General features: G+C 61.7%; 24 protein-coding genes. 14 read left to right on the forward strand and 10 right to left on the reverse strand.

The window, feature by feature from the left end; all coding sequences use genetic code 11:
- Window positions 1–14: 14 nt before the first annotated feature.
- Window positions 15–1,667, reverse strand: coding sequence for an acyl-CoA dehydrogenase family protein (locus C6382_RS12095; RefSeq protein WP_107024710.1), 1,653 nt, complete (start codon window positions 1,665–1,667; stop codon window positions 15–17).
- A gap of 83 nt (window positions 1,668–1,750) precedes the next feature.
- Window positions 1,751–3,733: a hybrid sensor histidine kinase/response regulator gene (locus tag C6382_RS12100; RefSeq protein WP_107024711.1), complete on the reverse strand. Its 1,983-nt coding sequence runs from the start codon at window positions 3,731–3,733 to the stop codon at window positions 1,751–1,753.
- A gap of 263 nt (window positions 3,734–3,996) precedes the next feature.
- Between C6382_RS12100 and C6382_RS12105 the strand changes: the two genes are divergently transcribed.
- The 4 genes from C6382_RS12105 (at window position 3,997) to C6382_RS12120 (ending at window position 7,473) form a co-directional block, all read left to right on the forward strand.
- Entirely contained in the window at window positions 3,997–4,794 is a 798-nt protein-coding gene (locus C6382_RS12105) for a hydroxymethylpyrimidine/phosphomethylpyrimidine kinase (RefSeq protein WP_107024712.1), read from the forward strand.
- Window positions 4,795–4,809: 15 nt separating this feature from the next.
- Window positions 4,810–5,436 carry a thiamine phosphate synthase gene (gene thiE / locus C6382_RS12110; protein ID WP_107024713.1) on the forward strand — a complete coding sequence of 209 codons (627 nt, stop codon included), beginning with the start codon at window positions 4,810–4,812 and terminating at the stop codon, window positions 5,434–5,436.
- 15 nt (window positions 5,437–5,451) lie between these two features.
- Complete coding sequence (gene hemL, locus C6382_RS12115; RefSeq protein ID WP_107024714.1) at window positions 5,452–6,738, forward strand: glutamate-1-semialdehyde 2,1-aminomutase; 1,287 nt, start codon at window positions 5,452–5,454, stop codon at window positions 6,736–6,738.
- A 186-nt stretch (window positions 6,739–6,924) separates the two neighbouring features.
- A complete protein-coding gene (locus C6382_RS12120; protein ID WP_107024715.1) occupies window positions 6,925–7,473 on the forward strand; it encodes a tetratricopeptide repeat protein in 549 nt (182 codons plus the stop codon).
- Window positions 7,474–7,482: 9 nt separating this feature from the next.
- Here C6382_RS12120 and C6382_RS12125 read toward each other — a convergent pair whose 3' ends face one another.
- On the reverse strand, window positions 7,483–7,809 hold the full coding sequence (locus tag C6382_RS12125) for a DUF1820 family protein (protein WP_107024822.1): 327 nt from the start codon (window positions 7,807–7,809) through the stop codon (window positions 7,483–7,485).
- Window positions 7,810–7,938: 129 nt separating this feature from the next.
- Here C6382_RS12125 and miaB point away from each other — a divergent pair, with 129 nt between their 5' ends.
- The 5 genes from miaB to lnt all read left to right on the forward strand — a co-directional run bounded on the left by miaB (window position 7,939) and on the right by lnt (window position 13,250).
- A complete protein-coding gene (gene miaB / locus C6382_RS12130; RefSeq protein ID WP_107024716.1) occupies window positions 7,939–9,267 on the forward strand; it encodes a tRNA (N6-isopentenyl adenosine(37)-C2)-methylthiotransferase MiaB in 1,329 nt (442 codons plus the stop codon).
- A 123-nt stretch (window positions 9,268–9,390) separates the two neighbouring features.
- Entirely contained in the window at window positions 9,391–10,392 is a 1,002-nt protein-coding gene (locus C6382_RS12135; protein ID WP_107024717.1) for a PhoH family protein, read from the forward strand.
- Window positions 10,385–10,879, forward strand: coding sequence for an rRNA maturation RNase YbeY (ybeY, locus tag C6382_RS12140; protein ID WP_107024718.1), 495 nt, complete (start codon window positions 10,385–10,387; stop codon window positions 10,877–10,879). Before C6382_RS12135 ends, ybeY begins: the two co-directional genes overlap by 8 nt.
- Before the next feature lie 5 nt (window positions 10,880–10,884).
- On the forward strand, window positions 10,885–11,724 hold the full coding sequence (locus C6382_RS12145; RefSeq protein ID WP_107024719.1) for an HlyC/CorC family transporter: 840 nt from the start codon (window positions 10,885–10,887) through the stop codon (window positions 11,722–11,724).
- 8 nt (window positions 11,725–11,732) lie between these two features.
- On the forward strand, window positions 11,733–13,250 hold the full coding sequence (gene lnt, locus C6382_RS12150; protein ID WP_107024720.1) for an apolipoprotein N-acyltransferase: 1,518 nt from the start codon (window positions 11,733–11,735) through the stop codon (window positions 13,248–13,250).
- Here the strand turns inward: lnt and C6382_RS12155 are convergent.
- Window positions 13,247–14,008, reverse strand: coding sequence for a YdcF family protein (locus tag C6382_RS12155; protein WP_107024721.1), 762 nt, complete (start codon window positions 14,006–14,008; stop codon window positions 13,247–13,249). The genes lnt and C6382_RS12155 overlap by 4 nt on opposite strands.
- Before the next feature lie 130 nt (window positions 14,009–14,138).
- A complete protein-coding gene (locus C6382_RS12160) occupies window positions 14,139–14,456 on the reverse strand; it encodes a hypothetical protein (protein WP_107024722.1) in 318 nt (105 codons plus the stop codon).
- A gap of 238 nt (window positions 14,457–14,694) precedes the next feature.
- Between C6382_RS12160 and leuS the strand changes: the two genes are divergently transcribed.
- The 5 genes from leuS to C6382_RS12185 all read left to right on the forward strand — a co-directional run bounded on the left by leuS (window position 14,695) and on the right by C6382_RS12185 (window position 20,653).
- Entirely contained in the window at window positions 14,695–17,301 is a 2,607-nt protein-coding gene (gene leuS, locus C6382_RS12165) for a leucine--tRNA ligase (protein WP_107024723.1), read from the forward strand.
- Between the two features lie 65 nt (window positions 17,302–17,366).
- A complete protein-coding gene (gene lptE, locus C6382_RS12170) occupies window positions 17,367–17,972 on the forward strand; it encodes an LPS assembly lipoprotein LptE (protein WP_107024724.1) in 606 nt (201 codons plus the stop codon).
- A gap of 36 nt (window positions 17,973–18,008) precedes the next feature.
- Window positions 18,009–19,046, forward strand: coding sequence for a DNA polymerase III subunit delta (gene holA / locus C6382_RS12175; protein WP_107024725.1), 1,038 nt, complete (start codon window positions 18,009–18,011; stop codon window positions 19,044–19,046).
- Between the two features lie 73 nt (window positions 19,047–19,119).
- The gene (gene arfA / locus C6382_RS12180) at window positions 19,120–19,275 is read left to right on the forward strand and encodes an alternative ribosome rescue factor ArfA (protein ID WP_107024726.1); all 156 of its coding nucleotides are present in this window, start codon (window positions 19,120–19,122) and stop codon (window positions 19,273–19,275) included.
- Between the two features lie 61 nt (window positions 19,276–19,336).
- On the forward strand, window positions 19,337–20,653 hold the full coding sequence (locus C6382_RS12185) for a lytic murein transglycosylase (RefSeq protein ID WP_107024727.1): 1,317 nt from the start codon (window positions 19,337–19,339) through the stop codon (window positions 20,651–20,653).
- A 78-nt stretch (window positions 20,654–20,731) separates the two neighbouring features.
- Here C6382_RS12185 and C6382_RS12190 read toward each other — a convergent pair whose 3' ends face one another.
- The 5 genes from C6382_RS12190 to C6382_RS12210 form a co-directional block, all read right to left on the reverse strand.
- A complete protein-coding gene (locus C6382_RS12190) occupies window positions 20,732–21,688 on the reverse strand; it encodes an LD-carboxypeptidase (protein WP_107024728.1) in 957 nt (318 codons plus the stop codon).
- A gap of 132 nt (window positions 21,689–21,820) precedes the next feature.
- Complete coding sequence (gene lipA / locus C6382_RS12195) at window positions 21,821–22,819, reverse strand: lipoyl synthase (protein WP_010222903.1); 999 nt, start codon at window positions 22,817–22,819, stop codon at window positions 21,821–21,823.
- Between the two features lie 2 nt (window positions 22,820–22,821).
- Window positions 22,822–23,469 (reverse strand): lipoyl(octanoyl) transferase LipB, encoded by a 648-nt coding sequence (gene lipB, locus C6382_RS12200; RefSeq protein ID WP_107024729.1) that lies wholly within the window; start codon window positions 23,467–23,469, stop codon window positions 22,822–22,824.
- Window positions 23,469–23,741, reverse strand: coding sequence for a DUF493 domain-containing protein (locus C6382_RS12205; RefSeq protein WP_038606559.1), 273 nt, complete (start codon window positions 23,739–23,741; stop codon window positions 23,469–23,471). The genes lipB and C6382_RS12205 overlap by 1 nt, the downstream gene beginning before the upstream one ends.
- Before the next feature lie 76 nt (window positions 23,742–23,817).
- Window positions 23,818–24,978, reverse strand: a complete 1,161-nt coding sequence (locus C6382_RS12210; protein WP_107024730.1) for a D-alanyl-D-alanine carboxypeptidase family protein — start codon at window positions 24,976–24,978, stop codon at window positions 23,818–23,820.
- Window positions 24,979–25,071: the final 93 nt, after the last annotated feature.

Consider the following 25,071-nt stretch of genomic DNA (forward strand, 5'->3'; position numbering starts at 1 on the left):
CAAAGGCACGCACGTTAGAGCGGCCAGTTCGGCGTCGACCGTGCCACCAGTTCGCCAACAGCGATGCCCCGTGGCAGCACACCGTAAACCCGGCCACTGCCGCCCAGGCGGCTGCCGATAAAAGCATCGCTGACCGTGGCATTGCCCGCCTCCAGCAACAGCTTGGCTTGCAGGCCCAGAGCGATGTCTTCGCTGAGTTGACGGGCGCGGTACTGAATATCGCCGGTGTCGGCAAAGGCCGCCTTGAGATTGCCGATATGCGCCGCCAGGCGCGGATCGCCGTGGCCGTCACCCAGCTCAGCGAACAGCACATCGAGCACACCCGGCTCTTTGGACAGGGCACGCAGCACATCCAGGCACTGGACATTGCCGGAACCTTCCCAGGTCGAATTGACCGGCGCTTCGCGGTACAGGCGCGGCAGGATGCTGTCTTCAACATACCCCGCGCCGCCCATGCACTCGGCCGCCTCGTTGATCATTGCCGGGGCACGCTTGCAGATCCAGTACTTGCCAACGGCGGTGATCAGCCGGGCAAAACGGGCCTGCTGCGGGTCATCCGGCTGGTCGAGGGCATGCCCCATGCGCAGGCTCAGGGCCAGCGCTGCTTCGCTTTCCAGGGCCAGGTCAGCGAGGACGTTCTGCATCAGCGGTTGCTCGGCCAGCAGCCGTCCGCCGACCTGGCGATGTGCACAATGATGAGCGGCCTGGGTCAGGGCCTGACGCATCAGGGCACTGGAGCCGACCATGCAGTCGAAACGGGTCATGGCGACCATTTCGATGATGGTCGGCACACCACGGCCTTCCTCGCCGATCATCCATGCCATGGCGCCACGGAACTCCACTTCACTGGAGGCGTTGGAGCAGTTGCCGAGCTTGTTCTTCAGGCGCTGGATATAGAACTGGTTGCGGCTGTCATCCGGGCGATGGCGCGGCAGCAGGAAACAACTCAAACCCTTGTCAGTCTGGGCCAGGGTCAGGAAGGCATCACACATCGGTGCCGAACAGAACCATTTGTGCCCGACCAGTTCGTAGGCCTGGCCCGGCCCTGGCGCGCCCACGGGGTAAGCACGGGTGGTATTGGCGCGAACATCGGTGCCACCCTGCTTTTCAGTCATGGCCATGCCCAGGGTTACTCCGGCCTTGTGCCGGTCACCGATGTTGCGCGGGTCATACTCGGTGGCCAGGACCTTGGGCAGCCAGTATTGCGCCAGTTCCGGCTGCAACTTGAGTGCAGGCACCGCGGCAAAGGTCATGGTCAGCGGGCATCCGCTGCCGGCTTCCGCTTGAGTGTGCAAATAGGTCATCGAGGCCCGGGCAACGTGGGCGCCCTCGCGCGGGTCGGTCCACGGCAGCGACGGCAAGCCGTGCTCGATGGCCGTGCGCATCAGCTCGTGGTAGGCCGGATGAAACTCCACCAGGTCGATACGATGGCCATAACGGTCATGGCTGCTGAATTGCGGCTTGTGCTGGTTGGCCAGAAACCCGGCGGCCATCAGCGGCCCGCCCGCCAACGCCCCGTACGCGTCGATCCGGGCCTCAGCCCAGCCTGCCCCATAATGCCGCGACCATTGCTGCAGCGGCAGGTCGATGCGATACAGATTGGCCCCGTCCAGCGAGGGTGGCTGGTTGGTGACTTCATGGGTTTCAGCGTACTGGTGCAGGTTCATCAGGGGGCCTCCTGGATCCGGACGTGACTGAAATTTCAGTGAATCACGCCGCGCCCCCCGGTCAAAGTGACAAAAACGCCTAACTAGCCGCGATTTGGCCCGGACTTGGCCAGCGTCTGCGGTTGGCTCAAGGCAAGGCTCAGCACCAGTTCGAAACGGCTGCCCAGCCCCGGACTGGACTCATGCTGCAAGCGCGCCCCGATCAACTCGGCCAGCTGCCGGCAGATCGCCAGACCGATGCCCAGGCCTCCGTACTGGCGACTCATCGAGCCATCGACCTGGAAGAAGCGCTGATACAGACCTGGCTCGGCGAGGCGATCAAAGCCGATGCCGCTGTCACTGACACTGATGGTCAGACCCAGCAGCCCCGGCCCTTGCAAGCGCCCGCGCACCTGCAGCATGACCCCACCCTCATGGGTGAACTTGATCCCGTTGTCGAGCAGGTAGCTGATGCACAGGGCCAGTTTATGCCGGTCGCCGACCAGCAACTCAGGCAAATCGGCCGGCGTGTCCAGATTCAGGTACAGCCCCTTGACCAGCGCCGCTGCCGCGTACTTGCTGCGCAGCTCCTGCAACAGGTTGCGCAAGCCGAACGGTGCGTTTTGCGCACTGAGGCGACCGGCCTGCAGTTCAGTGAGGATCAGGATATCGTCGACCATGCCCATCATCTCCTGGGCGGCGTAACTGGCCGTGCGCTGGTACTGAGCCAACTCGTGCGTCATGGGCACTGTCTGCATCAGCTCCAGCGAACCGATCACTCCGTTCATCGGCGTGCGCAGTTCATGGGTCACCGTGGCCAGGAACTCATCCTTCAAGCGGTTGCTGTTGGCCAGTTGCTGGTTAAGCACTTCCAGGGCCCGGCCTGTCTCGCGCAGGGCCTGGGCCTGCTGGTCACGCATGCTGTTGATACGGTCGGCCAGGGCCAGCGACAGCAGGCAAACCTCCAGGGCCGAACCGATCTGGCTGGCATACATGGTCAGGAACACATTGGGCAGGTAGCCCAGCACCATCAAGGTATTGACCAGGCCGCCAAGCAGGAATGCCGTCCAGGCGATGATGAAATAACGCGCCACCCGCAGACCGCGCCGCCAGGCATATACCCCGGCGGCGAAGATAGTCACGGTGAACAGCAACGCCAGGGCCGTAGCCAGACGCAGGGCGATGCCGTAGCTGCTGATCAGCGACAGCAGCATGACCACCCCGCCACAGGCCATCAGCACGCTGAGCAGGCCATCGAAGACGCGACTGTGCCGGGCCATCTGCAGGAAGCTACGGGCAAACTGACAACCGAACAATCCTGACGCACCGATGAACAGTGGCGTGGCGGCGTTCGCCCACCAGGGGCTGTCAGGCCAGAAGTAAGCCACCGCTGCGCCGTTGACCGATACCTGATAGAGGCCGAACGAGGCGATATAGAGGATGTAGTAGAGGTAACTGGTGTCGCGTACGCTGAGGTAGATAAACAGGTTGTAGACCAGCATCCCCAGCAGCACGCCATAAATCAGGCCGAGCACATAAAGGCGGGTCGGCTGTGCTTCCAGATAGGCCTCGGTGGACCATAAGGTCAACGGCGCCTGTATTGAACCCTGGCTGTGCAAGCGCAAGTAGGCGGTGGTGGTCTGTCCTGGGCTGAAAGGTAATTCGAACAGGTAGTTGTTCTGTTCGATCTGGCGACTGGCATACGGCAGTGCGTCACCGGTGCGCTGGACCAGGCGCAAGGTGCCGCTGCTGTCAGGCAGGTAAAGCTCCAGATGGTCCAGTGGCGGGTAGGCCAGCTCCAGCAGCCAGCTGCGCGGCGCGGCCGAAGGCAACGCTGTGTAGCGCAGATCGAGGCGGATCCAGAACACCGAGGTCGAGTAACCGGCATTCAACACATCGGCTTGATGCGTACGAAAATGCTCACTGAACGAAGGGGCACTGACCTGCGCGATGCTGGCATTGCCATCGCGGTCTTCGAATACCTGCATCACCCGCCCCAAGGGCAAGCTGCGCGTCGAGTCGTCGAAATCAACCGCCGTGGCCAGCAGTGGCAACCAGCCCAGCACAACAATCAGCAAATAGCGCATACAGCCCCAGCATGGTCTGTCCCGGTCGTGTCGCGGTAGCCTCCTGTCCGTTTGAGGCGACGCGATCCGGCAGTAACCGTTATCGGTTGTTTGAGCACTCTAGCATAGCTTTTCAGCACTACCATACGCCACATAAAAATCTGAACAGAAGGCTCTAGAACGGCACTTTTAGCGACATACAAATTAATTTACTGACCAAGTGACCAGAAAAGCCTGGCGGGGGGCAGACCCGACAAAAGCGTTTGGTGGTAAGCTCGCGCACCATGAATACCTACAGCTCCCGCCCCGTTGTCCTCTGTCTCTCCGGCCACGACCCCAGTGGCGGCGCCGGCTTGCAGGCAGATATCGAAGCCCTGATCGCTCAAGGTTGCCACGCCGCTCCCGCCGTGACCGCCCTGACCGTGCAGGATACCGTCAATGTCACTGACTTCCGTGTGCTCGACCGCGAGTGGGTGCTGGCCCAGGCCAACGCCGTACTGTCCGATTCCACGGTCGCAGCAGTCAAGCTGGGCATGCTCGGCTCGCTGGACATGGTCGACACCGTAGTCGAACTGCTCAGTGCCCATCCGCATCTACCGCTGGTCTGCGACCCGGTGCTGCGCGCTGGCGGCGGTGGCCGCCTGGGCAAGGACGAAGTCGGCTACGCCATGCGCGAACGCCTGTTGCCGCTGGCCACCATCGCTACCCCGAACCTGCCCGAAGCCCGCATCCTCGCCGAACTGCCTGATGGCAGCGCGGACGAATGCGCAGAAAAACTGCTGCCCTTCGTCAGACACCTGCTGATCACCGGCGGTCACGGTGACGAACACGAAATCCACAACCGCCTGTACAGCCGTGATGGACAGCGTCACACCTGGACCTGCCAACGCCTGCCTGGCAGCTACCACGGCTCGGGCTGCACCCTGGCCAGCGCCCTGGCCGGTCGCCTGGCCCTCGGCGAGCAACTGCATAGCGCCGTACGTTCGGCCCTGGACTACACCTGGCGAACCCTGCGCGATGCCGAACAACTGGGCAAAGGCCAATATGTGCCGCGTCGCCTACCCCTGGATTTCTGTTCCTGAGCCCGAGGTCCCTAGATGAAGCTACGTGGTCTGTATGCCATCACCGACAGTCAACTGCTGGCCGGCAAGTTTCTGCCCTATGTCGAAGCGGCCCTTGAGGGCGGCGTGACCCTGCTGCAATACCGCGACAAGAGCCAGGACCAATCCCGTCGCCTGCGCGAGGCCGAAGCCCTGGCCGAGCTTTGCGCACGCTACAAGACCCAACTGATCATCAACGACGATGCCGAGCTGGCCGCGCGCCTGGGTGTCGGTGTGCACCTGGGCCAGACCGATGGCCCGCTGACCCCGGCACGCACCCTGCTCGGCCGCGAGGCGATCATCGGCTCGACCTGCCACGCCCAGTTTGAGCTGGCCGAGCAAGCCGCGCGCGAAGGCGCCAGTTACGTCGCCTTTGGCCGCTTCTTCAATTCCGTGACCAAGCCGGGCGCGCCAGCCGCCGATACTGCCTTGCTGGATCAAGCCCGGGCCCGGCTTAAACTGCCGATCTGCGTAATCGGCGGCATTACCCTGGACAACGCCGCCCCGCTGGTCGCCCATGGCGCCGACCTGCTGGCGGTGATTCATGGCCTGTTCGGCGCCGACAGCACGCAAGAAGTTACTCGCCGTGCCCGCGCCTTCAACGCCCTGTTCGCATCTGCCTGATTGAGAGAGCCCATCATGTCTCGTTCCGAAACCCTGTTCGCCAACGCCCAGAAACATATCCCCGGAGGCGTCAACTCGCCGGTGCGGGCGTTCAAGAGTGTTGGCGGCACGCCGCTGTTCTTCAAGCATGCCGAAGGCGCCTACGTCACCGACGAAGATGACAAGCGCTACGTCGACTACGTCGGCTCCTGGGGCCCGATGATCCTTGGCCACAGCCACCCGGACGTGCTCGACTCGGTGCGCAAGCAGCTGGAACACGGCTTGTCTTACGGTGCCCCGACTGCCATGGAAACCGAGATGGCCGACCTGGTCTGCTCGATCGTGCCGTCGATGGAGATGGTGCGCATGGTCAGTTCCGGCACCGAAGCCACCATGAGCGCCATTCGTCTGGCCCGCGGCTACACCGGCCGTGACAGCATCATCAAGTTCGAAGGTTGCTACCACGGCCACTCCGACAGCCTGCTGGTAAAAGCCGGCTCCGGCCTGCTGACCCAGGGCGTGCCAAGCTCCGCGGGCGTGCCAGCAGCCTTTGCCAAACACACCCTGACCCTGCCGTTCAACGACATCGATGCGGTCGAGACCATGCTCGCTGAAGTCGGCCAGGAAGTGGCGTGCATCATCGTCGAGCCGGTGGCCGGCAACATGAACTGCGTGCCGCCGGCGCCAGGCTTCCTCGAAGGCCTGCGCTCGCTGTGCGACAAACACGGCGTGGTACTGATTTTCGACGAAGTGATGACCGGCTTCCGCGTGGCCCTGGGCGGCGCGCAGGCGCATTACGGCGTGACCCCGGACCTGTCGACCTTCGGCAAGATCGTGGGTGGCGGCATGCCTGTTGGCTGCTTCGGCGGCAAGCGCAAGATCATGGAGCGGATTGCACCGCTGGGCCCGGTCTACCAGGCCGGCACCCTGTCGGGCAACCCGCTGGCCATGGCCGCAGGCCTGACCACCTTGAAACTGATCAGCCGCCCGGGTTTCCACGCCGAGCTCAGCGACTACACCAGCCGTCTGCTCGACGGCCTGCAGCAGCGCGCCGATGCCGCTGGCATTCCGTTCGTCACCACGCAGGCCGGGGGCATGTTCGGCCTGTACTTCAGCGGTGCTGACGATATCGTCACCTTCGATGACGTGATGGCCAGCGATGCCGAACGCTTCAAGCGCTTCTTCCACCTGATGCTTGAAGGCGGTGTGTACCTGGCGCCAAGCGCCTTCGAGGCCGGTTTCACCTCAATTGCCCACGGCGAAACCGAGCTGAAGATCACCCTGGATGCCGCCGAGCGGGCGTTCGCCAAGCTCAAGAACTAAACGGTGGGAGCGGGCTTGCCCCGCGAGACGATGCGGCTGACACAGCGCAATCGCGGGGCAAGCCCGCTCCTACCGAGGGCTCCTCAGCAGAAAATCGAGTAAAGACTTTGTAAGGTAGGCGTTGCTTATCCCATAATGTGCCACCAGACACTTTGGCCGCAGCTTTGCAGAGGTAAGTCGATCCCCATGAACCGCACCGGCCGCGCCCTCGCCCTGGGCTGCCTGTTGCTTCTTCAGCCCCTGCTGGCCTCAGCAGGCGGTAACTCGTTGCTGATTCCGGCAACGGGCCGCTGCACCCTCAATTCCCAGCCCGAAGACCTGCCCCAAGCCTTGGCCGCCTGCCAGCAGGCCGCGCAGGAAGGTGATGCCCAGGCCCAATACGAGCTCGGTGAATTCTATTATGAAGGCACTAATACGCCACGCGACCTCAAACAAGCCCTGAACTACTTCGAGCAAGCCTCACTGCAAGGCCACGCTCAAGCTCAGTACCGTCTGGGCAGCATGTTTTTCAAAGGCGAAGGTGTCGCGGCCAACAATGTACAGGCGTACATCGTGCTGAAAATGGCGGCAGTCAATGGCGCCGAAGAGGCCCTGGACCTGGCCGATGAGGTCTCCGAGCAAATGCCCCGTGAAGATCTTGAAGTGGCGACCCAGGTATTGGGACAGATCTTTCGCAAGTACCTGCTGGAACTGCAGACCGCCGAAGGACGTACACCCTTCTCGCCACTGCCCTGAAGCCCGGGCTTATTTTTCCGGCATCGGCATCGGAAACGGCATCACATTACTGACACCACGTGCCTCACTGATTTTTGGCGTTCCCAAGCGCTCGACCTCATCGATACGCACGATCGAGTGCATCGGCACAAAGCTGCGCACCACGCCTTCGAATTGCGCCTTGAGCTTTTCTTCGCTCGGATCGACCACCACCTGGGTGCGTTCGCCGAAGACAAATTCCTCTATTTCAAGAAAGCCCCACAGATCGCTCTGGTAGATCTGCTTGGCATACATCTCGAATACCTGACCCTGGTTGAGAAAGATCACTTTGTAGATAGGCGCTTCACGTTTGCTCATTTCGGCGGGGACAGTCATAGGTTGTAAAGAAAGCGCAAACTATATCATAGCCCCCGGACCGACAACGCTAGGATCCACCGCCCCAGGCCCTTATAATGTGCGGTTCTTCGAATTACCTGATGATCTCCCATGGCCAAGAAGCTTTATATCGAAACCCACGGTTGCCAGATGAACGAGTACGACAGCTCGCGCATGGTCGACTTGCTGGGTGAACATCAAGCCCTGGAGGTCACTGCACGGGCCGAAGACGCCGACGTGATCCTGCTCAATACCTGCTCGATCCGCGAGCGCGCCCAGGACCGGGTCTACTCCCAGCTGGGCCGCTGGCGCGAACTGAAGGACCTGAAGCCGGACATGGTTATCGCCGTCGGCGGTTGCGTGGCCAGCCAGGAAGGCGAATCGATCCGCAAACGGGCGCCGTATGTCGACGTGGTATTCGGCCCGCAGACCTTGCACCGTTTGCCGGAAATGATCGATGCCGCCCGCACCACGCGCCTGCCGCAGGTCGACGTGTCGTTCCCGGAAATCGAAAAATTCGACCACCTGCCCGAGCCGCGCATCGACGGGCCGACCGCCTATGTCTCGGTCATGGAAGGTTGCAGCAAGTACTGCACCTTCTGCGTGGTGCCCTACACCCGCGGCGAAGAAGTCAGCCGACCGTTCGACGACGTGCTGTCCGAAGTCATCCACCTGGCCGAGAACGGTGTACGCGAGATCACCCTGCTGGGACAGAACGTCAACGGCTATCGCGGCCAGACCCACGATGGTCGCCTGGCCGACCTGGCGGAACTGATCAGGGTAGTGGCGGCAGTGGATGGCATCGACCGCATCCGCTACACCACCTCGCATCCGCTGGAGTTTTCCGACAGCCTGATCCAGGCCCACGCCGAGGTGCCCGAGCTGGTCAAACACCTGCACCTGCCGGTGCAATCGGGCTCTGACCGTGTGCTGGCAGCAATGAAGCGCAACCACACCATCCTCGAATACAAGTCCAAGCTGCGCAAACTCAAGGCTGCCGTACCCGGCATCTGCATCAGCTCGGACTTTATCGTCGGCTTCCCGGGTGAAACCGAGAAAGACTTCGAGCAGACCATGAAGCTGGTCGCCGAGGTCGGGTTCGACTTTTCCTACTCCTTCGTCTACAGCCAGCGCCCCGGCACCCCGGCCTCCGACCTGCCCGACGAGACCCCGGAAGAAGTGAAAAAGGAGCGCCTCAAAGCCCTGCAGCATCGCCTCGACACCCAAGGGTTCGAGATCAGCCGACAAATGGTCGGCACGGTGCAGCGCATCCTGGTCACCGACTACTCGCGTCGCGACCCGGGCCAATTGCAGGGGCGCACCGAGAATAACCGTATCGTCAACTTCCGCTGCGACAATGCGAAGCTGATCGGCCAGTTCGTCGACATCCATATCGACGACGCCCGCCCGCATTCGCTGTTCGGTTCGCTCGCGCACTGACCTGTCCAGCCGGGCCGCAACACTGGCCCGGCGACCCTTGATCGTTTCAGCGCTTTCGCCCTGCAGCGGCTAGGGTTATCCTTGAGTCCATCTCCATTGCCGTAGGGCGGCTGAAAAACGACCTTGAACGCACCCATAGAACCTCATCGTTTCATCCTCGAACCCTTCGAGGCCCATCGCTTCGCCAATCTGTGCGGGCAGTTCGACGAGCATTTGCGCCTGATTGAACAGCGCCTGGCTATCGAAATCCGCAACCGCGGCAATCAGTTCGAATTGATCGGCGAACCCAAACACACCTCCTCCGCCGAGCATCTGCTGCGCCGCCTCTATCGCGAGACCAAGGCCACCGAGCTGTCGCCGGAAATGGTGCACCTGTTCCTGCAGGAATCTGCGGTGCAGGAGCTGGAAAACCCGGCCGTCAACGAAGTCAGTGTTTCCCTGCGCACACGCAAGGGCATGATTCGTCCACGCGGGCTGAACCAGCAGCGCTATGTGAAAGAAATCCTCGGCAACGACATCAACTTCGGCGTCGGCCCGGCCGGTACCGGCAAGACCTACCTGGCCGTGGCCTGCGCCGTTGATGCGCTGGAACGCGAACAGGTACGTCGCATCCTGCTGGTGCGCCCGGCGGTTGAAGCGGGTGAAAAGCTCGGTTTCCTGCCCGGCGACCTGGCCCAGAAGATCGACCCGTACCTGCGCCCGCTGTACGACGCCCTGTATGAAATGCTCGGCTTCGAACATGTGGCCAAACTGATCGAGCGCCAGGTGATCGAGATCGCCCCGCTGGCCTACATGCGTGGCCGCACCCTGAACAACAGCTTCATCATCCTCGATGAGAGCCAGAACACCACGGTCGAGCAGATGAAGATGTTCCTCACCCGTATCGGTTTCGGTTCCACCGCAGTAATCACCGGCGACATTACCCAGGTCGACCTGCCGCGCGGCACCAAGTCGGGCCTGGCTCACGTCATCGAGGTGCTCAAGGGCGTGCCGGGCATCAGCTTCACGCACTTCCAGCCCAAGGACGTGGTCCGTCACCCGTTGGTACAACGCATTGTCGAGGCCTACGAGCGCTTTGACAGTCAGCAGCAGAATCCGACCGAAGGCAAACAACGCGATGCTTGAGCTCGATCTGCAGCTGGCAAGTGATGCACCGCACCCGACTGAAGAGCAGTTCCGCCAATGGTGTGAGCTGGCCCTGCGCCAGCGCACGGCTGACTCGGAGCTGACCATTCGCCTGGTCGACGAAGCCGAAGGCCGCGAACTGAATCACACCTGGCGCGGTAAAGACTACGCCACCAACGTCCTGTCGTTCCCGGCCGACGTACCCGATGAGCTGCTCGACATCCCGCTGCTCGGCGACCTGGTGATCTGCATCGCCGTGGTCGAGCGCGAAGCCGCCGAACAGGGCAAGGCGCTGCAAGCCCATTGGGCGCATCTGGTGATCCACGGCTGCCTGCACCTGCTGGGCTACGACCACATCGAAGACGATGAGGCCGAAGAAATGGAAACACTGGAACGAGAGTTGCTTGCGGAACTGGGTCATCCGGACCCTTACGCCGACGACGAACACGACGCACCTCACACTGATATCTGCAAGGATCACGAGTAACCGCCATGAGCGAAGATCGATCGAGCAACGGGCAAAAGTCCTGGCTGGGCAAACTGACCCAGGCTTTTGCCCATGAGCCGAAAAACCGCCAGGAGCTGCTTGAGCTACTGCGCGAAGCCCATCAGAACAAGCTGCTCGACAGCGAAGCGCTGACCATTGTCGAAGGCGCCATCCAGGTCGCCGACCTGCAAGTGCGCGACATCATGGTGCCGCGCTCGCAGATGATCAGCATCAAGGCTACACAGTCGCCACGCGAGTTCCTGCCAGCGGTGATCGACGCTGCGCACTCGCGCTACCCGGTGATCGGCGAAAGCCATGACGATGTCCTCGGCGTCTTGCTGGCCAAGGACCTGTTGCCGCTGATCCTCAAGGAGAACGGCGACAGCTTCAACATCAAGGACCTGCTGCGCCCGGCCACCTTCGTGCCCGAGTCCAAGCGCCTGAACGTGCTGTTGCGTGAGTTCCGCGCCAACCACAACCACATGGCCATCGTCATCGACGAATACGGCGGTGTGGCGGGCCTGGTTACCATCGAAGACGTACTTGAGCAGATCGTCGGCGACATCGAAGACGAGCACGACGTCGAGGAAGACAGCTACATCAAGCCGTTGCCCAGCGGCGACTTCCTGATCAAGGCGCTGACCCCGATCGAGAACTTCAACGAGTTCTTCGACAGCCAGTTTTCCGACGACGAGTTCGACACCGTTGGCGGTCTGGTCATGAGCGCCTTCGGCCACCTGCCCAAGCGTAACGAGACCACCGAAATCGGCCCGTACCGCTTCCGCATCCTCAATGCCGATAGCCGCCGGATACACTTGCTGCGACTGACCCCTATCACCCGTTAAGGACAACCATGCGCTGGATCACCCGCCCCGGCTGGCCCGGTAACCTGCTGGCCGTGGCGGCCGGTGCAATCACCACCCTGGCCCTGGCGCCGTTCGACATCTGGCCACTGGCGTTGCTGGCGGTCGGCCTGTTCTACCTCGGTCTGCGTGAGCTGAGCCCACGCCAGGCCCTGGGCCGTGGCTGGTGCTTCGGCTTCGGCTTGTACGCTGCCGGCACCAGCTGGATCTACGTCAGTATCAATACCTACGGCGGCGCCACGCCGCTACTGGCTACGGGCTTGCTGGTGGCATTCTTTGCCGCCATTGCCTGGTTCTTCGCCCTGCCCGCCTGGATCTGGGCGCGCTGGCTGCGCCGCAACGAGGCGCCATTGGCCGATGCCCTGTGCTTCGCTGCCTTGTGGGTCGGCCAGGAAGCCTTTCGCGGCTGGTTCCTCACCGGCTTCCCCTGGCTTTATTCCGGTTACAGTCAGCTCGATGGCCCGCTGTCCGGTCTGGCGCCGGTCGGGGGCATGTGGCTGATCTCCTTCTGCCTGGCCTTGTGTGCGGCCCTGCTGTGCAACCTGCCACATCTAGGTGAGCGCAAGTCGTTCCTGGCCGTAGCCATCGCCCTGTTGCTGGCGCCCTGGGCCGTGGGCCTGGCCCTGAAGAACCACGCCTGGACCGAACCTGCCGGCAAGCCGCTGACAGTGGCGGCCCTGCAAGGGAATATCGAGCAGGAGCTGAAGTGGAACCCGGAACACGTCAACGCCCAGCTGGCCCTGTACCGCGACATGAGCTTCAGCTCCAAACCGGTCGACCTGCTGGTCTGGCCGGAAACCGCCGTACCGGTCTTCAAGGAACAAGCTCAGGGCTACCTGGACATGATGGGCAGCTTTGCCGCCGACCGTCATTCGGCGCTGATCACCGGCGTACCGGTACGTGAAGTGGTGCACCAGCAACGTCGTTACTACAACGGCATCACCGTGACCGGTGAAGGCGACGGCACTTACCTCAAGCAGAAGCTGGTGCCATTTGGTGAGTACGTGCCGCTGCAGGACATGCTTCGCGGCCTGATTGCCTTCTTCGACCTGCCGATGTCGGACTTTGCCCGCGGCCCCGCCGACCAGCCTCTACTGCAGGCCAAAGGCTATCAGATTGCTCCGTACATCTGCTACGAAGTGGTCTACCCGGAGTTCGCCGCAAGCCTGGCAGCCCGCAGCGACATCCTTCTGACCATCAGCAACGACACCTGGTTCGGTACCTCGATCGGCCCTCTGCAGCATCTGCAGATGGCCCAGATGCGTGCGCTGGAAGCCGGTCGCTGGATGATTCGCGCCACCAACAATGGCGTCACTGGGCTGATTGATCCATTCGGACGCATCACCGCACAGATCCCGCAGTTCGAACGCGGCATCCTCTATGGTGAAGTGGTTCCAATGCAGCAGCTCACGCCGTACCTGCAGTGGCGTTCCTGGCCGCTGGTTATTCTTTGCACGTTGCTGCTGGGCTGGGCCCTGCTGGCCAGCCGGATCGCCAAGACCGTCTAGTAGAACAGGCGGTAACCGAGCAGGCCGACTGCCTCATTGAGCAGTTGGCCGCTCTGCCACATGGCCTTGTTTTCCGGCAGCCAGCCACCGAATGGCCGGGCATGATCACGACCGAGAAAACCGACTGGCGCCGGCACCACGACAAAACCCGCCCGCTCGAAACTCCAGCGCGAACGCTGCATATGCCAGGCCTGGGTCACCACAACCACGCGCTTGACGCCCTGAGGCAAGAGGATCTGGGCGCTCAGCTGGGCATTCTCCCAGGTCGTCCGGCTGCGCTCTTCCTTCCAGCGCACGCTCACGCCAAGATCACGCTGCAGCGCATCGGCCATCAACTGCGCCTCGCTAGGTGGGGTGCCATAGTGCAAGCCACCGGTAATCAACAGCGGCAGGCCCGATGCCTTGGCCAACTGCGCCGCATAACGCAGACGCTCCATGGCCACCCCCGTGGGTTGATCAACGTAGTCCCAGGCCGGATCACCGCGCTCACGCCCGGCTCCCAGCACCACGATGGCATCCGCCTGCCCGGCCAGATGCGCCCATTGCTCATGGCTCAAGGCCGGCTCGGTTTCCAGCATACGCGCCGAACGCTCAACCACAATCGGCAGGCTCATCACCCACAAACCACCCAAGCCCAGGACAAAACACAAGGCAGACAGACGCGGCCAGGAACGCCGTAGCCACCAGGCGGCGAGCAACAGCAGGAACAACACGCCGGGCGGCAGGATCATTTGCTTGATTAAATAACGAATAGGCACAAGTCACCTCCATGGAGGTGCGCAGCCTAAGAGGATCGGCACCTGGCAACAATAGTCAGGAGTCAGATGCCGATCTTCTTGTGTTTGCAAAGAGGGGCGCACTCCGCATTGCGCCAAGGAGTCCGGGTAGCTACCTGAATTGCAGCTTTCTGGATTTTGCCGTGGTGGTGGAGCGTGTCTTGTCCTTGAGCCAGACAACGCTGGCCGAAGGTGGCGGCTCCGTTGATAGCCGTGCGCCAGCGCATCCATGCCTGCCCTCTGGAAGGGAGTCCAGATAGGCCTTGATCACATCGAATTCAGCGCGGCTCAGACCACGCAACTCCAATTCAGCAGGCACTTCATCGCGTAACCGAACAGAGGTTCTGGCGACCTCCAGAGCAAGCCCCAGACGATCGATCAACCGTTCGTAAAGCTCCGGTTTTGTTGCTTGTAGCTGCGACTCTCCCATCCGTTCACCTCATTGAAGATAAAATATCTCCCCCCACAAGTGAGCTTAGCGCCACTCGAAAAAGCAGCCGGACGCTGCGACCAACGGCCCGCAACGCCTCTGGCGGTGCAATCAGGGTTTCCCTCGGTGGACAGGGGTCATGTATGCTAGGGCGTTCACCATTTTGACACCGGATTGCCGATGCAGCGGTTTTCACGCTGCCTGGATAAGGTCTCCCATTTCTCAGCGCAAAGTAGCCATGCACGAACTCTATCAGCCCCGCGAAATCGAAGCCGCCGCCCAGTCGTACTGGGACGAGCAAAAGTCTTTTGAAGTCAGTGAACAGCCAGGCAAGGAGTCTTTCTACTGCCTATCGATGTTCCCGTACCCAAGCGGCAAGCTACACATGGGCCACGTGCGTAACTACACCATCGGTGACGTGATCGCCCGTTATCAGCGCATGCAGGGCAAGAACGTCCTGCAACCAATGGGTTGGGACGCCTTCGGCATGCCGGCGGAAAACGCTGCGATGAAGAACAACGTCGCACCGGCCAAGTGGACCTACGAAAACATCGAGTACATGAAGACCCAGCTCAAGAGCCTGGGCCTGGCGTTCGACTGGTCGCGCGAAGTCACCACCTGCAAGCCGGATTACTACCGCTGGGAACAGTGGCTGTTCACCCGCCTGTTCGAAAAAGGCGTGATCTACCGCAAAAACGGTACCGTGAACTGGGACCCGGCCGACCAGACCGTACTGGCCAACGAGCAGGTCATCGACGGCCGTGGCTGGCGTTCGGGCGCGCTGATCGAGAAGCGCGAAATCCCGATGTACTACTTCAAGATCACCGACTATGCCGACGAGCTGCTGGAAAGCCTCGACGAGCTGCCGGGCTGGCCAGAACAGGTCAAGACCATGCAGCGCAACTGGATCGGCAAGTCCCGTGGCATGGAAGTGCAGTTCCCCTTCGATCAGGCCAGCATTGGCCACGCCGGGGCGCTGAAGGTCTTCACCACCCGTCCGGACACCCTGATGGGCGCCACCTACGTAGCCGTTGCCGCCGAGCACCCGCTGGCCACCCAGGCCGCCCAGGGCAACCCCGAGCTGCAAGCGTTCATCGATGAATGCAAGAGCGGCAGCGTCGCTGAAGCCGACGTCGCCACCCAGGAGAAAAAAGGCCTGGCCACCTCGCTGTTCGTCGAGCACCCACTGACCGGTGAAAAACTGCCGGTATGGGTCGCCAACTATGTGTTGATGCACTACGGCGATGGCGCGGTAATGGCCGTTCCGGCCCACGACGAGCGCGATTTCGAGTTCGCCAAAAAGTACAACCTGCCGTTCAAGGCCGTTGTTCGCACCAGCCTGGGCGACGAAGTCGCTGCCGAGTGGGATGCCGCCTGCGGTGAGTACGGCCAGCTGATCAACTCCGGTGAATTCGACGGCCTGGACTTCCAGGGCGCGTTCGATGCCATCGAAGTGGCCCTGATCAAGAAAGAGCTGGGCAAATCGCGCACCCAGTTCCGCCTGCGTGACTGGGGCATCAGCCGCCAGCGCTACTGGGGCTGCCCGATCCCGATCATCCACTGCCCATCCTGTGGCGATGTGCCGGTACCGGAAGATCAGTTGCCGGTCAAGCTGCCCGAGGACGTGGTACCGGATGGCGCCGGCTCGCCACTGGCACGCATGCCTGAATTCTACGAGTGCACCTGCCCGAAATGCGGCACTGCGGCCAAGCGCGAAACCGACACCATGGACACTTTCGTCGAGTCGTCCTGGTACTTCGCCCGTTACGCCTCGCCGAACTACGAGGGTGGCCTGGTCGACCCGAAAGCGGCCAACCACTGGCTGCCGGTAGACCAGTACATTGGTGGCATCGAACACGCCATCCTGCACCTGCTCTACGCACGTTTCTTCCACAAACTGATGCGTGACGAAGGCCTGGTCAGCTCCAACGAGCCTTTCAAGAACCTGCTGACCCAAGGCATGGTTGTTGCCGAAACCTACTACCGGGTTGCCAGCAACGGCGGCAAGGACTGGTTCAACCCGGCTGACGTCGAAATCGAACGTGACGCCAAGGCCAAGATCATCGGCGCGCGCCTGAAAACCGACGGCTTGCCGGTCGAGATCGGCGGCACCGAGAAGATGTCCAAGTCCAAGAACAACGGCGTTGATCCGCAGGCAATGATCGAAGCCTACGGTGCCGACACCTGCCGTCTGTTCATGATGTTCGCCTCGCCGCCTGACATGAGCCTGGAGTGGTCCGACTCCGGCGTCGAAGGTGCCAACCGCTTCCTGCGTCGTGTCTGGCGCCTGGCCCAGGCCCATGTCGCCCAAGGCCTGCCGGGCAAGCTGGACGTCGCCGCGCTGGACGATGCGCAGAAAGTGGTCCGCCGTGCCATTCACGCAGCAATCAAACAAGCCAGCACCGACGTCGGCCAGTTCCACAAGTTCAACACCGCCATCGCTCAGGTGATGACCCTGATGAACGTGCTGGAAAAAGCCCCGCAAGCCAGCGAACAGGACCGCGCCCTGCTGCACGAAGGCCTGGAAACCGTCGCCTTGCTGCTGGCCCCGATCACCCCGCACATCAGCCACGAACTGTGGCATCGCCTGGGCCACCAGGGTGCGGTGATCGATGCTGACTGGCCGGCGCTGGATGAAAACGCCCTGGTGCAGGACAGCATCGTTCTGGTCATCCAGGTCAATGGCAAGCTGCGCGGCCAGATCGAAATGCCGGCCGGCGCCAGCCGCGAAGACGTCGAAGCCGCTGCCCGCAGCAACGAAAACGTGCTGCGTTTCACCGAAGGCCTGAGCATCCGCAAGGTCATCGTGGTACCGGGCAAACTGGTCAACATCGTCGCCAACTGACAGGACTACCGGCCCGCAAGAATGGCGGGCCGGTACACAGAATCGGCCCACAAGGGAGCAACAAGATGATCAAACGCAATCTGCTGGTAATGGGCCTGGCCGTGATGCTCAGCGCCTGCGGTTTCCAGCTGCGTGGCACCGGCACCAGTGAACTGACCATCAAGGAACTGGACGTAAGTGCACGCAACGCCTACGGCGAAACCGTGACCCAGCTGCGCGCGGCCCTGAAAAGCAGCGGCGTGAACGTTCACGCTGGCGCGCCGTACAGGCTGGTCCTGACCAACGAAGCAGAATCCCGGCGGGCAGCCACCTATGCTGGCTCCAGTGGTTCAGCCGAGTATGAGCTGACCACTGTGCTGAGTTACAGCATCAACGGCCTGAACGACACCAACCTGCTCAACGACAAGCTTGAGGTGCGCAAGGTCTACGTGTATGACGGCAACAACATCACCGGTGGCGACCAGGACGCCGCGCAGACCCGCGAGGAAATGCGCCGCGACCTGGTGCAGAACATGCTGGTACGCCTGCAACTGCTGACTCCGAGCCAGCTCGACCAGCTGCAGCAGGAAGCCGACGCTCGTGCCAAGGCCGAGGCTGATGCCGTCGAAGCGGCCCGTCGCGCTCAGGACGAGACACCCCAGCAGTCGCCCCTGCAACTGCCGATCAACTGAGCCTGAACGGGGCACTTCGGTGCCCCGCCTGCCATCATGAAACTCGCCCCCGCCCAGCTCAACAAGCACCTGCAAGGCAGCCTCGCGCCGGTCTACGTGATCACTGGCGATGACCCGTTGCTCTGTCAGGAAGCAGCCGATGCGGTGCGTGCTGCCGCACGCCAGCAAGGTTTCGATGAACGCCAGGTGTTCAGCGCTGACGCCAACTTCGACTGGGGCACCCTGCTCCAGGCCGGTGCCAGCCTGTCACTGTTCGCCCAGCGGCGCCTGTTGGAACTGCGCCTGCCTTCCGGCAAGCCTGGCGACAAAGGTGCTGCGGCGCTGATCGAATACTGCTCACGACCCGCCGAAGACACCCTGCTGCTGATCAGCCTGCCCAAGCTCGACGGCAGTGCGCAGAAGACCAAATGGGGCAAAGCGCTGATCGAAGGCCAGCAGGTCCAGTTCATCCAGATCTGGCCGGTCGACACCCAGCAGTTGCCACAGTGGATCAACCAGCGACTGGCCCAGGCAGGGTTATCCGCCCAGCGCGATGCGGTGGACCTGATTGCCGCCCGGGTCGAAGGCAACCTGCTGGCTGCTGCCCAGGAAATCGAGAAGCTCAAGCTGCTGGCTGAAGGCAATCAGATCACCGTCGAGACGGTACAAGCGGCGGTGGCTGACAGCGCCCGTTTTGACGTTTTCGGCCTGGTCGATGCGATTCTCAACGGCGAAGCCGCCCATGCCCTGCGAATGCTCGAAGGCTTGCGCGGTGAAGGGGTCGAACCACCGGTGATTCTCTGGGCCCTGGCCCGGGAATTACGCGTGCTGGCCGGGCTTGCGCAGCAGTACAGCCAGGGCGTGCCGCTGGACAAGGCCTTCAGCCAGGCACGGCCACCGGTCTGGGACAAGCGCAAGCCACTGATGAGCAAAGCCCTGCAACGCCACTCGGCACAGCGCTGGAGCCAACTGCTGCAAGATGCCCAGCGGATCGATGCGCAGATCAAGGGGCAGGCTCAGGGTTCGCCCTGGACGAGTCTTGCGCGATTGTCGCTGTTGATGGCTGGGCAGCGCCTGGCGCTGCCTGCCGAATGACATCGGCTGCGGGCTTGCTCTGCGGTACTTTCCCCCCTATATTGCGCCCAACACCCTCCACAGGATCCCTGCCATGAGCAAAAAATCCAGGCCCAACAAGGCCAAATCGATCATCGCCCAACCCTTGTTCCGCAGCCGCCAGGAACAAGCAGGCAAAGGCAAAGGCAGCTACCGCCGCGAAGCCTTCCAATCGAGAGATTGGGAGGCTTCTTACTTTTTGGCGGCATAAAAGCAAGATTCCGGCAGGCATGGTATGGTCATCACCTGACCTGAAATACCTGGACCTGTGCATGCCCTTTTGTCTTTCCCGTCGCTGGCAACCTCGCCAGCTGATTGCTGCCTCCAGCCTCATCCTGCTCGTCGCCTGCGCGGAAAAACCCACCGCCGCCGATGCGCTGCCGCTGGCACCTGCCCAGCCCGCCCCGGTCGTGACCGTGCCTAACCCCGCCGTCAACACCAGCAGCGAAATCCAGCCGCTGCAAAGCTTTGCCCAGTGGCAAGCGGGCTTCCGCCAACAAGCTTTGCAAACGGGTATCAACCCCGGCACATTTGACCGCGCCTTCCTCGGCGTCACGCCAGACATGGACGTGATCAAGGCCGATCGCAGCCAGCCAGAGTTCGCGCGCCCCGTCTGGGAGTACCTCGACGGTGCCCTGTCACCCCTGCGCGTACGCAATGGCAAAGGTCTGCTGGAAAAACATGCGGAGCTCTTGAGCCAGATCGAACAGCGCTACGGCGTCGACCGCGATGTGCTGGTCTCGGTGTGGGGCATGGAAAGCAACTTCGGCCAGTTCCAGGGCAACAAATCAGTGATTCGCTCCCTGGCAACCCTGGCCTATGAAGGGCGTCGCCCGGCCTTTGCCCAAGCGCAACTGATTGCAGCCCTGCAGATCCTGCAAAACGGTGACATCCAGCCCGACGCCATGAAAGGCTCGTGGGCGGGTGCCATGGGCCAGACCCAGTTCATCCCTACTACCTACAACACCCATGCGGTGGACTTCGACGGTGACGGCCGTCGGGATATCTGGAACAGTTCCGCAGACGCCCTGGCCTCTACCGCTCACTACCTGCAGAGTTCCGGCTGGAAACGCGGTGAGCCATGGGGCTTCGAGGTGCAACTGGCACCGGGCTTCGATTATTGGCTGGCCGATGGCGCCCAGCGCAAGAGTGTCTCTGAATGGATGCAGCTGGGCCTGAAGCTGCCAGCCGGCGTGCGCTTGCCAGCCGGTAGCGAACAACTGTCCGCTGCCCTGTTGCTGCCTGCAGGGTATCGCGGTCCGGCGTTCCTGGTGCTGGATAACTTCCGCGCGATCCTCAAGTACAACAACTCGTCCTCTTATGCCCTGGCTGTCAGCCTGCTCGGGCAGCGTTTCGATGGCTCGGGCTACATCGCCGGCTCCTGGCCAAAGGACGATCTGCCATTGAGCCGTAGCGAGCGCGTCGAGCTGCAGACCCTGCTCAGCGCCAGGAACTACGACGCTGGCGCCGCCGACGGCATCATTGGCGCCAACACCCGCAAAGCGATACGTACTGCGCAGCAGGCACTGGGCTGGCCAGCCGATGGCTATCCAACCCATAAACTGCTGGAAAGCCTGCGTCAGCGTTGAACTATGATCGCGGGGCAAGCCCGCTCCCACCGGTGATGTTTGATCCCTGTGGGAGCGGGCTTGCCCGGCGATTAATGCTCAAACAAACAGATCCTGCTCCAAGCGCAAGCACTTGCTGTCAGCGTCCAGGTACACCTGCGCCCCCAGCGGCAAGGTGATATTAGGATCGCAGTGACCACTGCGCCAGCCGGCCAGCACCGGTATCTGCAACGGCTCGAACAGCTCCCGCAATAATGGCGTCAGCGCCTGCAGCGTCAAGCCGGCAAAATCCCCGACCAGCACACCACGCAACCCTTCGAACTTGCCGGCCAGACGCAACTGGGTCAACAGTCGGTCGATGCGGTACAGCGGCTCGTTCACATCCTCGATAAACAGAATGCCACCACGGCAATCGAGTTCTGCCGGCGTACTCAACGTTGCGCAAAGCATTGCCAGATTTCCGCCCATCAAGCGCCCTGACGCGGCGCCAGGGACGATTGTGCTCAACGGAGGGCTACTTGGGTGCTCCAATACGTCACCACACCTCAAGCGCCCAGCGAGCAGCTCAAACAATGATGCGACTGTCGGTGCCTGCTTGTTTGCCAGCAACTCGGACTTGAGCATCGCCCCATGAAAGCTGACGAACCCCACATTCCGGGCAATCGCGCTGTGCAGTGCAGTGATGTCGCTGTACCCCACCAACGGCTTGGGATGATTGCGCAATAGCGCATAGTCGAGCCCCTCAAGCAGGCGCATGCTGCCGTAGCCTCCACGCAGACAGATGATTGCATCGACATCGGTCGCGGCGAATGCGGCATGCAAGTCCGCCAAACGACAGGCATCGTCGCCAGCCAGATACCCCTTGGTTTCGGTCACCCCGGAATAAATCCGACATTGATAGCCGCGTGCCTCGAACCACTGGATTGCCTTGAGTGTGTCGAGCGGGGCCGGTCCGGCTGGCGCGATGATGGCTATTCGGCCGTTACCCGGCAGCGCCTTGGGCAACATTGCGCTGCCTGAGTGCACTTCGGGCCGATGATCGATAGGAAGGTTCATCCAGACGACTCCTTGTTTGGACTTGAGCATCAACCCTAGCGTTGTTGACGGTCAAACGGCGGGGGAAAAATCCCGCAAACAAAAATGCCGATGCCGCTGGCAAGCGGGCATCGGCATTCAACACAGCCGGGATCAGAGCTTGATCTTGGCCTCATGCGCCTGCTGGTCGGCATGGTACGAAGAACGCACCAAAGGACCGGAAGCGACATTCTTGAAGCCCATCTTGTAACCCTCTTCGGCGAACCAGGCGAAGGTATCCGGGTGCACGAAACGCTGCACCGGCAAGTGACTGCGCGATGGCTGCAGGTACTGGCCGAGGGTCAGCATGTCGATGTTGTGCTCGCGCATGCGGTGCATTACTTCGATCACTTCTTCATCGGTCTCGCCCAGGCCCAGCATCAAGCCGGACTTGGTCGGTACGTGCGGTACCAGCTCCTTGAACTTCTGCAGCAGGGTCAACGACCACTGGTAGTCGGAGCCTGGACGCGCGGCCTTGTACAGGCGCGGCACGGTTTCCAGGTTGTGGTTGAAGACATCCGGCGGGGTCTCGGCGGTGATCGCCAGGGCCACGTCCATCCGCCCACGGTAGTCCGGCACCAGGGTTTCCAGCTGGACACCCGGCGACAACGCGCGGATTTCACGAATGCAGTCGGCAAAGTGCTGGGCACCGCCATCACGCAGGTCGTCGCGGTCCACCGAAGTGATCACCACATACTTCAGACGCAGGTCGGCAATAGCGACGGCAAGGTTCTTCGGCTCGTCGACATCCAGCGGCTTCGGACGGCCGTGACCAACGTCGCAGAACGGGCAGCGACGGGTGCAGATGTCACCCATGATCATGAAGGTCGCAGTACCGCCGGAGAAGCATTCACCCAGGTTCGGGCAGGATGCCTCTTCACAGACGCTGTGCAGCTTGTGTTTGCGCAGCAATTGCTTGATACGGTCGACTTCCGGCGAAACCGGGATACGCACGCGGATCCAGTCAGGTTTCTTCGGCAATTCGTCGGTCGGGATGATCTTTACCGGGATACGCGCGACTTTCTCCGCGCCACGCAGTTTGACACCCGCCTCGACCTTGGGCCGTGGCGCGGGTGTCACGCTTTGCACTGGTTCTTGCACAACAGTAGTCATATTCAGAAGATTCCGCCCGTAAGGGTCGTCTGCTCAGCATAGTCGAGGTGCTTGACCAGCTGCCCGCGCAGCCTTGCCCTTACCTCAGAGAGTTCGATCGAGCCTGCCTGGTCGCGCAGCTGGGTCATGGCCAGCCCCGCATACCCGCAGGGGTTAATCCGGCGGAATGGCGCAAGGTCCATGTCCACGTTCAAGGCAAGGCCATGGAAAGAACAGCCATTGCGAATCCGCAGGCCGAGGGAAGCGATCTTCGCTCCGTCGACATAAACGCCCGGGGCATCGGCCTTGGCCGCCGCCTCGACGCCATAACTGGCCAGCAACTCGATCAGGCAGCGCTCGATCCGGGAGACCAGATCACGCACACCAAACCCGAGCCGGCGCACATCAAGCAACAGATAAGCCACCAGCTGGCCAGGACCATGATAGGTCACCTGGCCGCCTCGGTCGGTCTGCACCACTGGAATATCACCGGGCACCAACAGGTGCTCGGCCTTGCCCGCCTGGCCCTGGGTGAACACCGCAGGGTGCTCCACCAGCCAGACTTCGTCGCCGGTTTCAGGGCCACGCCGGTCGGTAAACCGGCGCATGGCCTCGAGCACCGGCTCGTAAGGCATCAAACCCAGGTCGCGAAAGCCGAGGCTTGCCGGCATCAGAGCACCATTTTCACGATACCGGTAGCGCGCAGGGCGCTGTTGATATTGTGCAGCTGGTCTTCACCAGTAGCGACAATGTGCAATTGCACGGTGGTGTACTTGCCTTCTTTACTCTGGCGTTCGGCCAGGGTCTTGAGATCGACCTCGGCGTACTTCTTGAGGATCTCGATGACCGTGTCTTTGAAATTGACCACGGTGTCACCAATTACCTTGATCGGGTAATCAGCGCAGGGGAACTCGATTTTGTGCGATTTGTCAGCTTCGGTCATGGCAGTAACGGCCTCGTAAGCCGTGGCAACAACGACGCCCCCGCGTGAGTTGGCGGGGGCGTGGCAGGTCACGATATCAGTTGAACAGCCCGTAGAAGAATAGCCGAATGCTATCCCACACACGGCCGAAGAAACCAGCTTCCTCAACAGCGTCCAGTGCGATCAGATCGGCACTGTGTACAACGTTGTCATCCAGTTTGACTTCCACTTTACCGATCACGTCACCTTTGGCGATTGGCGCGGTCAGTTGCGGGTTCATGGTCATGCTTGCAGCCAGCTTCTTCAATTGGCCTTTAGGCAAAGTCATGCTCAGGTCTTGGGCCAGACCGGCTTTGACCTGGTTGGTAGCACCCTTCCAGACTTGTGCCTGGGCAAGTTCGGTGCCCTTCTGGTAGAAGGTCTGGGTTTCGAAGAAGCGGAAACCGTAGGTCAGCAGCTTCTGGGTTTCGGCAGCACGGGCTTGCTCGCTGTTGGTACCGAAGACCACGGCGATCAGACGCATGCCATCACGCACGGCCGACGACACCATGCAGTAGCCAGCTTCGTCGGTATGACCGGTTTTCAGGCCATCGACGGTCTTGTCGCGCCACAGCAGCAGGTTGCGGTTAGGCTGCTTGATGTTGTTCCAGAAGAACTCTTTCTGCGAGTAGATCGCGTAGTGGGCAGGATCTTCGTGGATGATCGCGCGCGCCAGCACGGCCATGTCGTGAGCCGACGAGTAGTGCTCGGGGTTCGGCAGGCCAGTCGGGTTCATGAAGTGGCTGTTGCTCATGCCCAGGTCGGCGGCAGTCTTGTTCATCATGTCGGCGAAGGCGTCTTCGCTGCCGGCGATGTGCTCGGCCAGGGCGACACTGGCGTCGTTACCCGACTGGATGATGATGCCGTGCAGCAGGTCGCTGACGCTGACCTGGGTGCCGACCTTGATGAACATCCGCGAACCACCGGTACGCCAGGCGTTTTCGCTGACGGTTACCGGGTCGTTCTCGCCGATTTGCCCGCGACGGATATCCAGGGTCGCGATGTAGGCGGTCATCAGCTTGGTCAGGCTGGCCGGCGGCAAACGCTCGTCACCATTGTTCTCGACCAGGATATTACCGCTGGAAGCTTCCATGAGCACGTAGGACTTGGCTGCCAGTTGCGGCGGCGACGGCATCATCTGCTCTGCCGCAAAGGCGGCAGGGGTGATCATCAGCGGTACAAGCAGGCAAAGGCGTTTGGCAAAGCTGGTTATGTTCATCCGTCTCTCGAAAATGGCTATTGGGCTCATGCCCTACATGGGCAAAACGTCTTCAGGCGCTGGGCCTTGCGAGCAAAACGGCCATTGTACATG

The organism is Pseudomonas sp. BBP2017 (assembly GCF_003024385.1).
Classification (GTDB): Bacteria; Pseudomonadota; Gammaproteobacteria; order Pseudomonadales; family Pseudomonadaceae; genus Aquipseudomonas.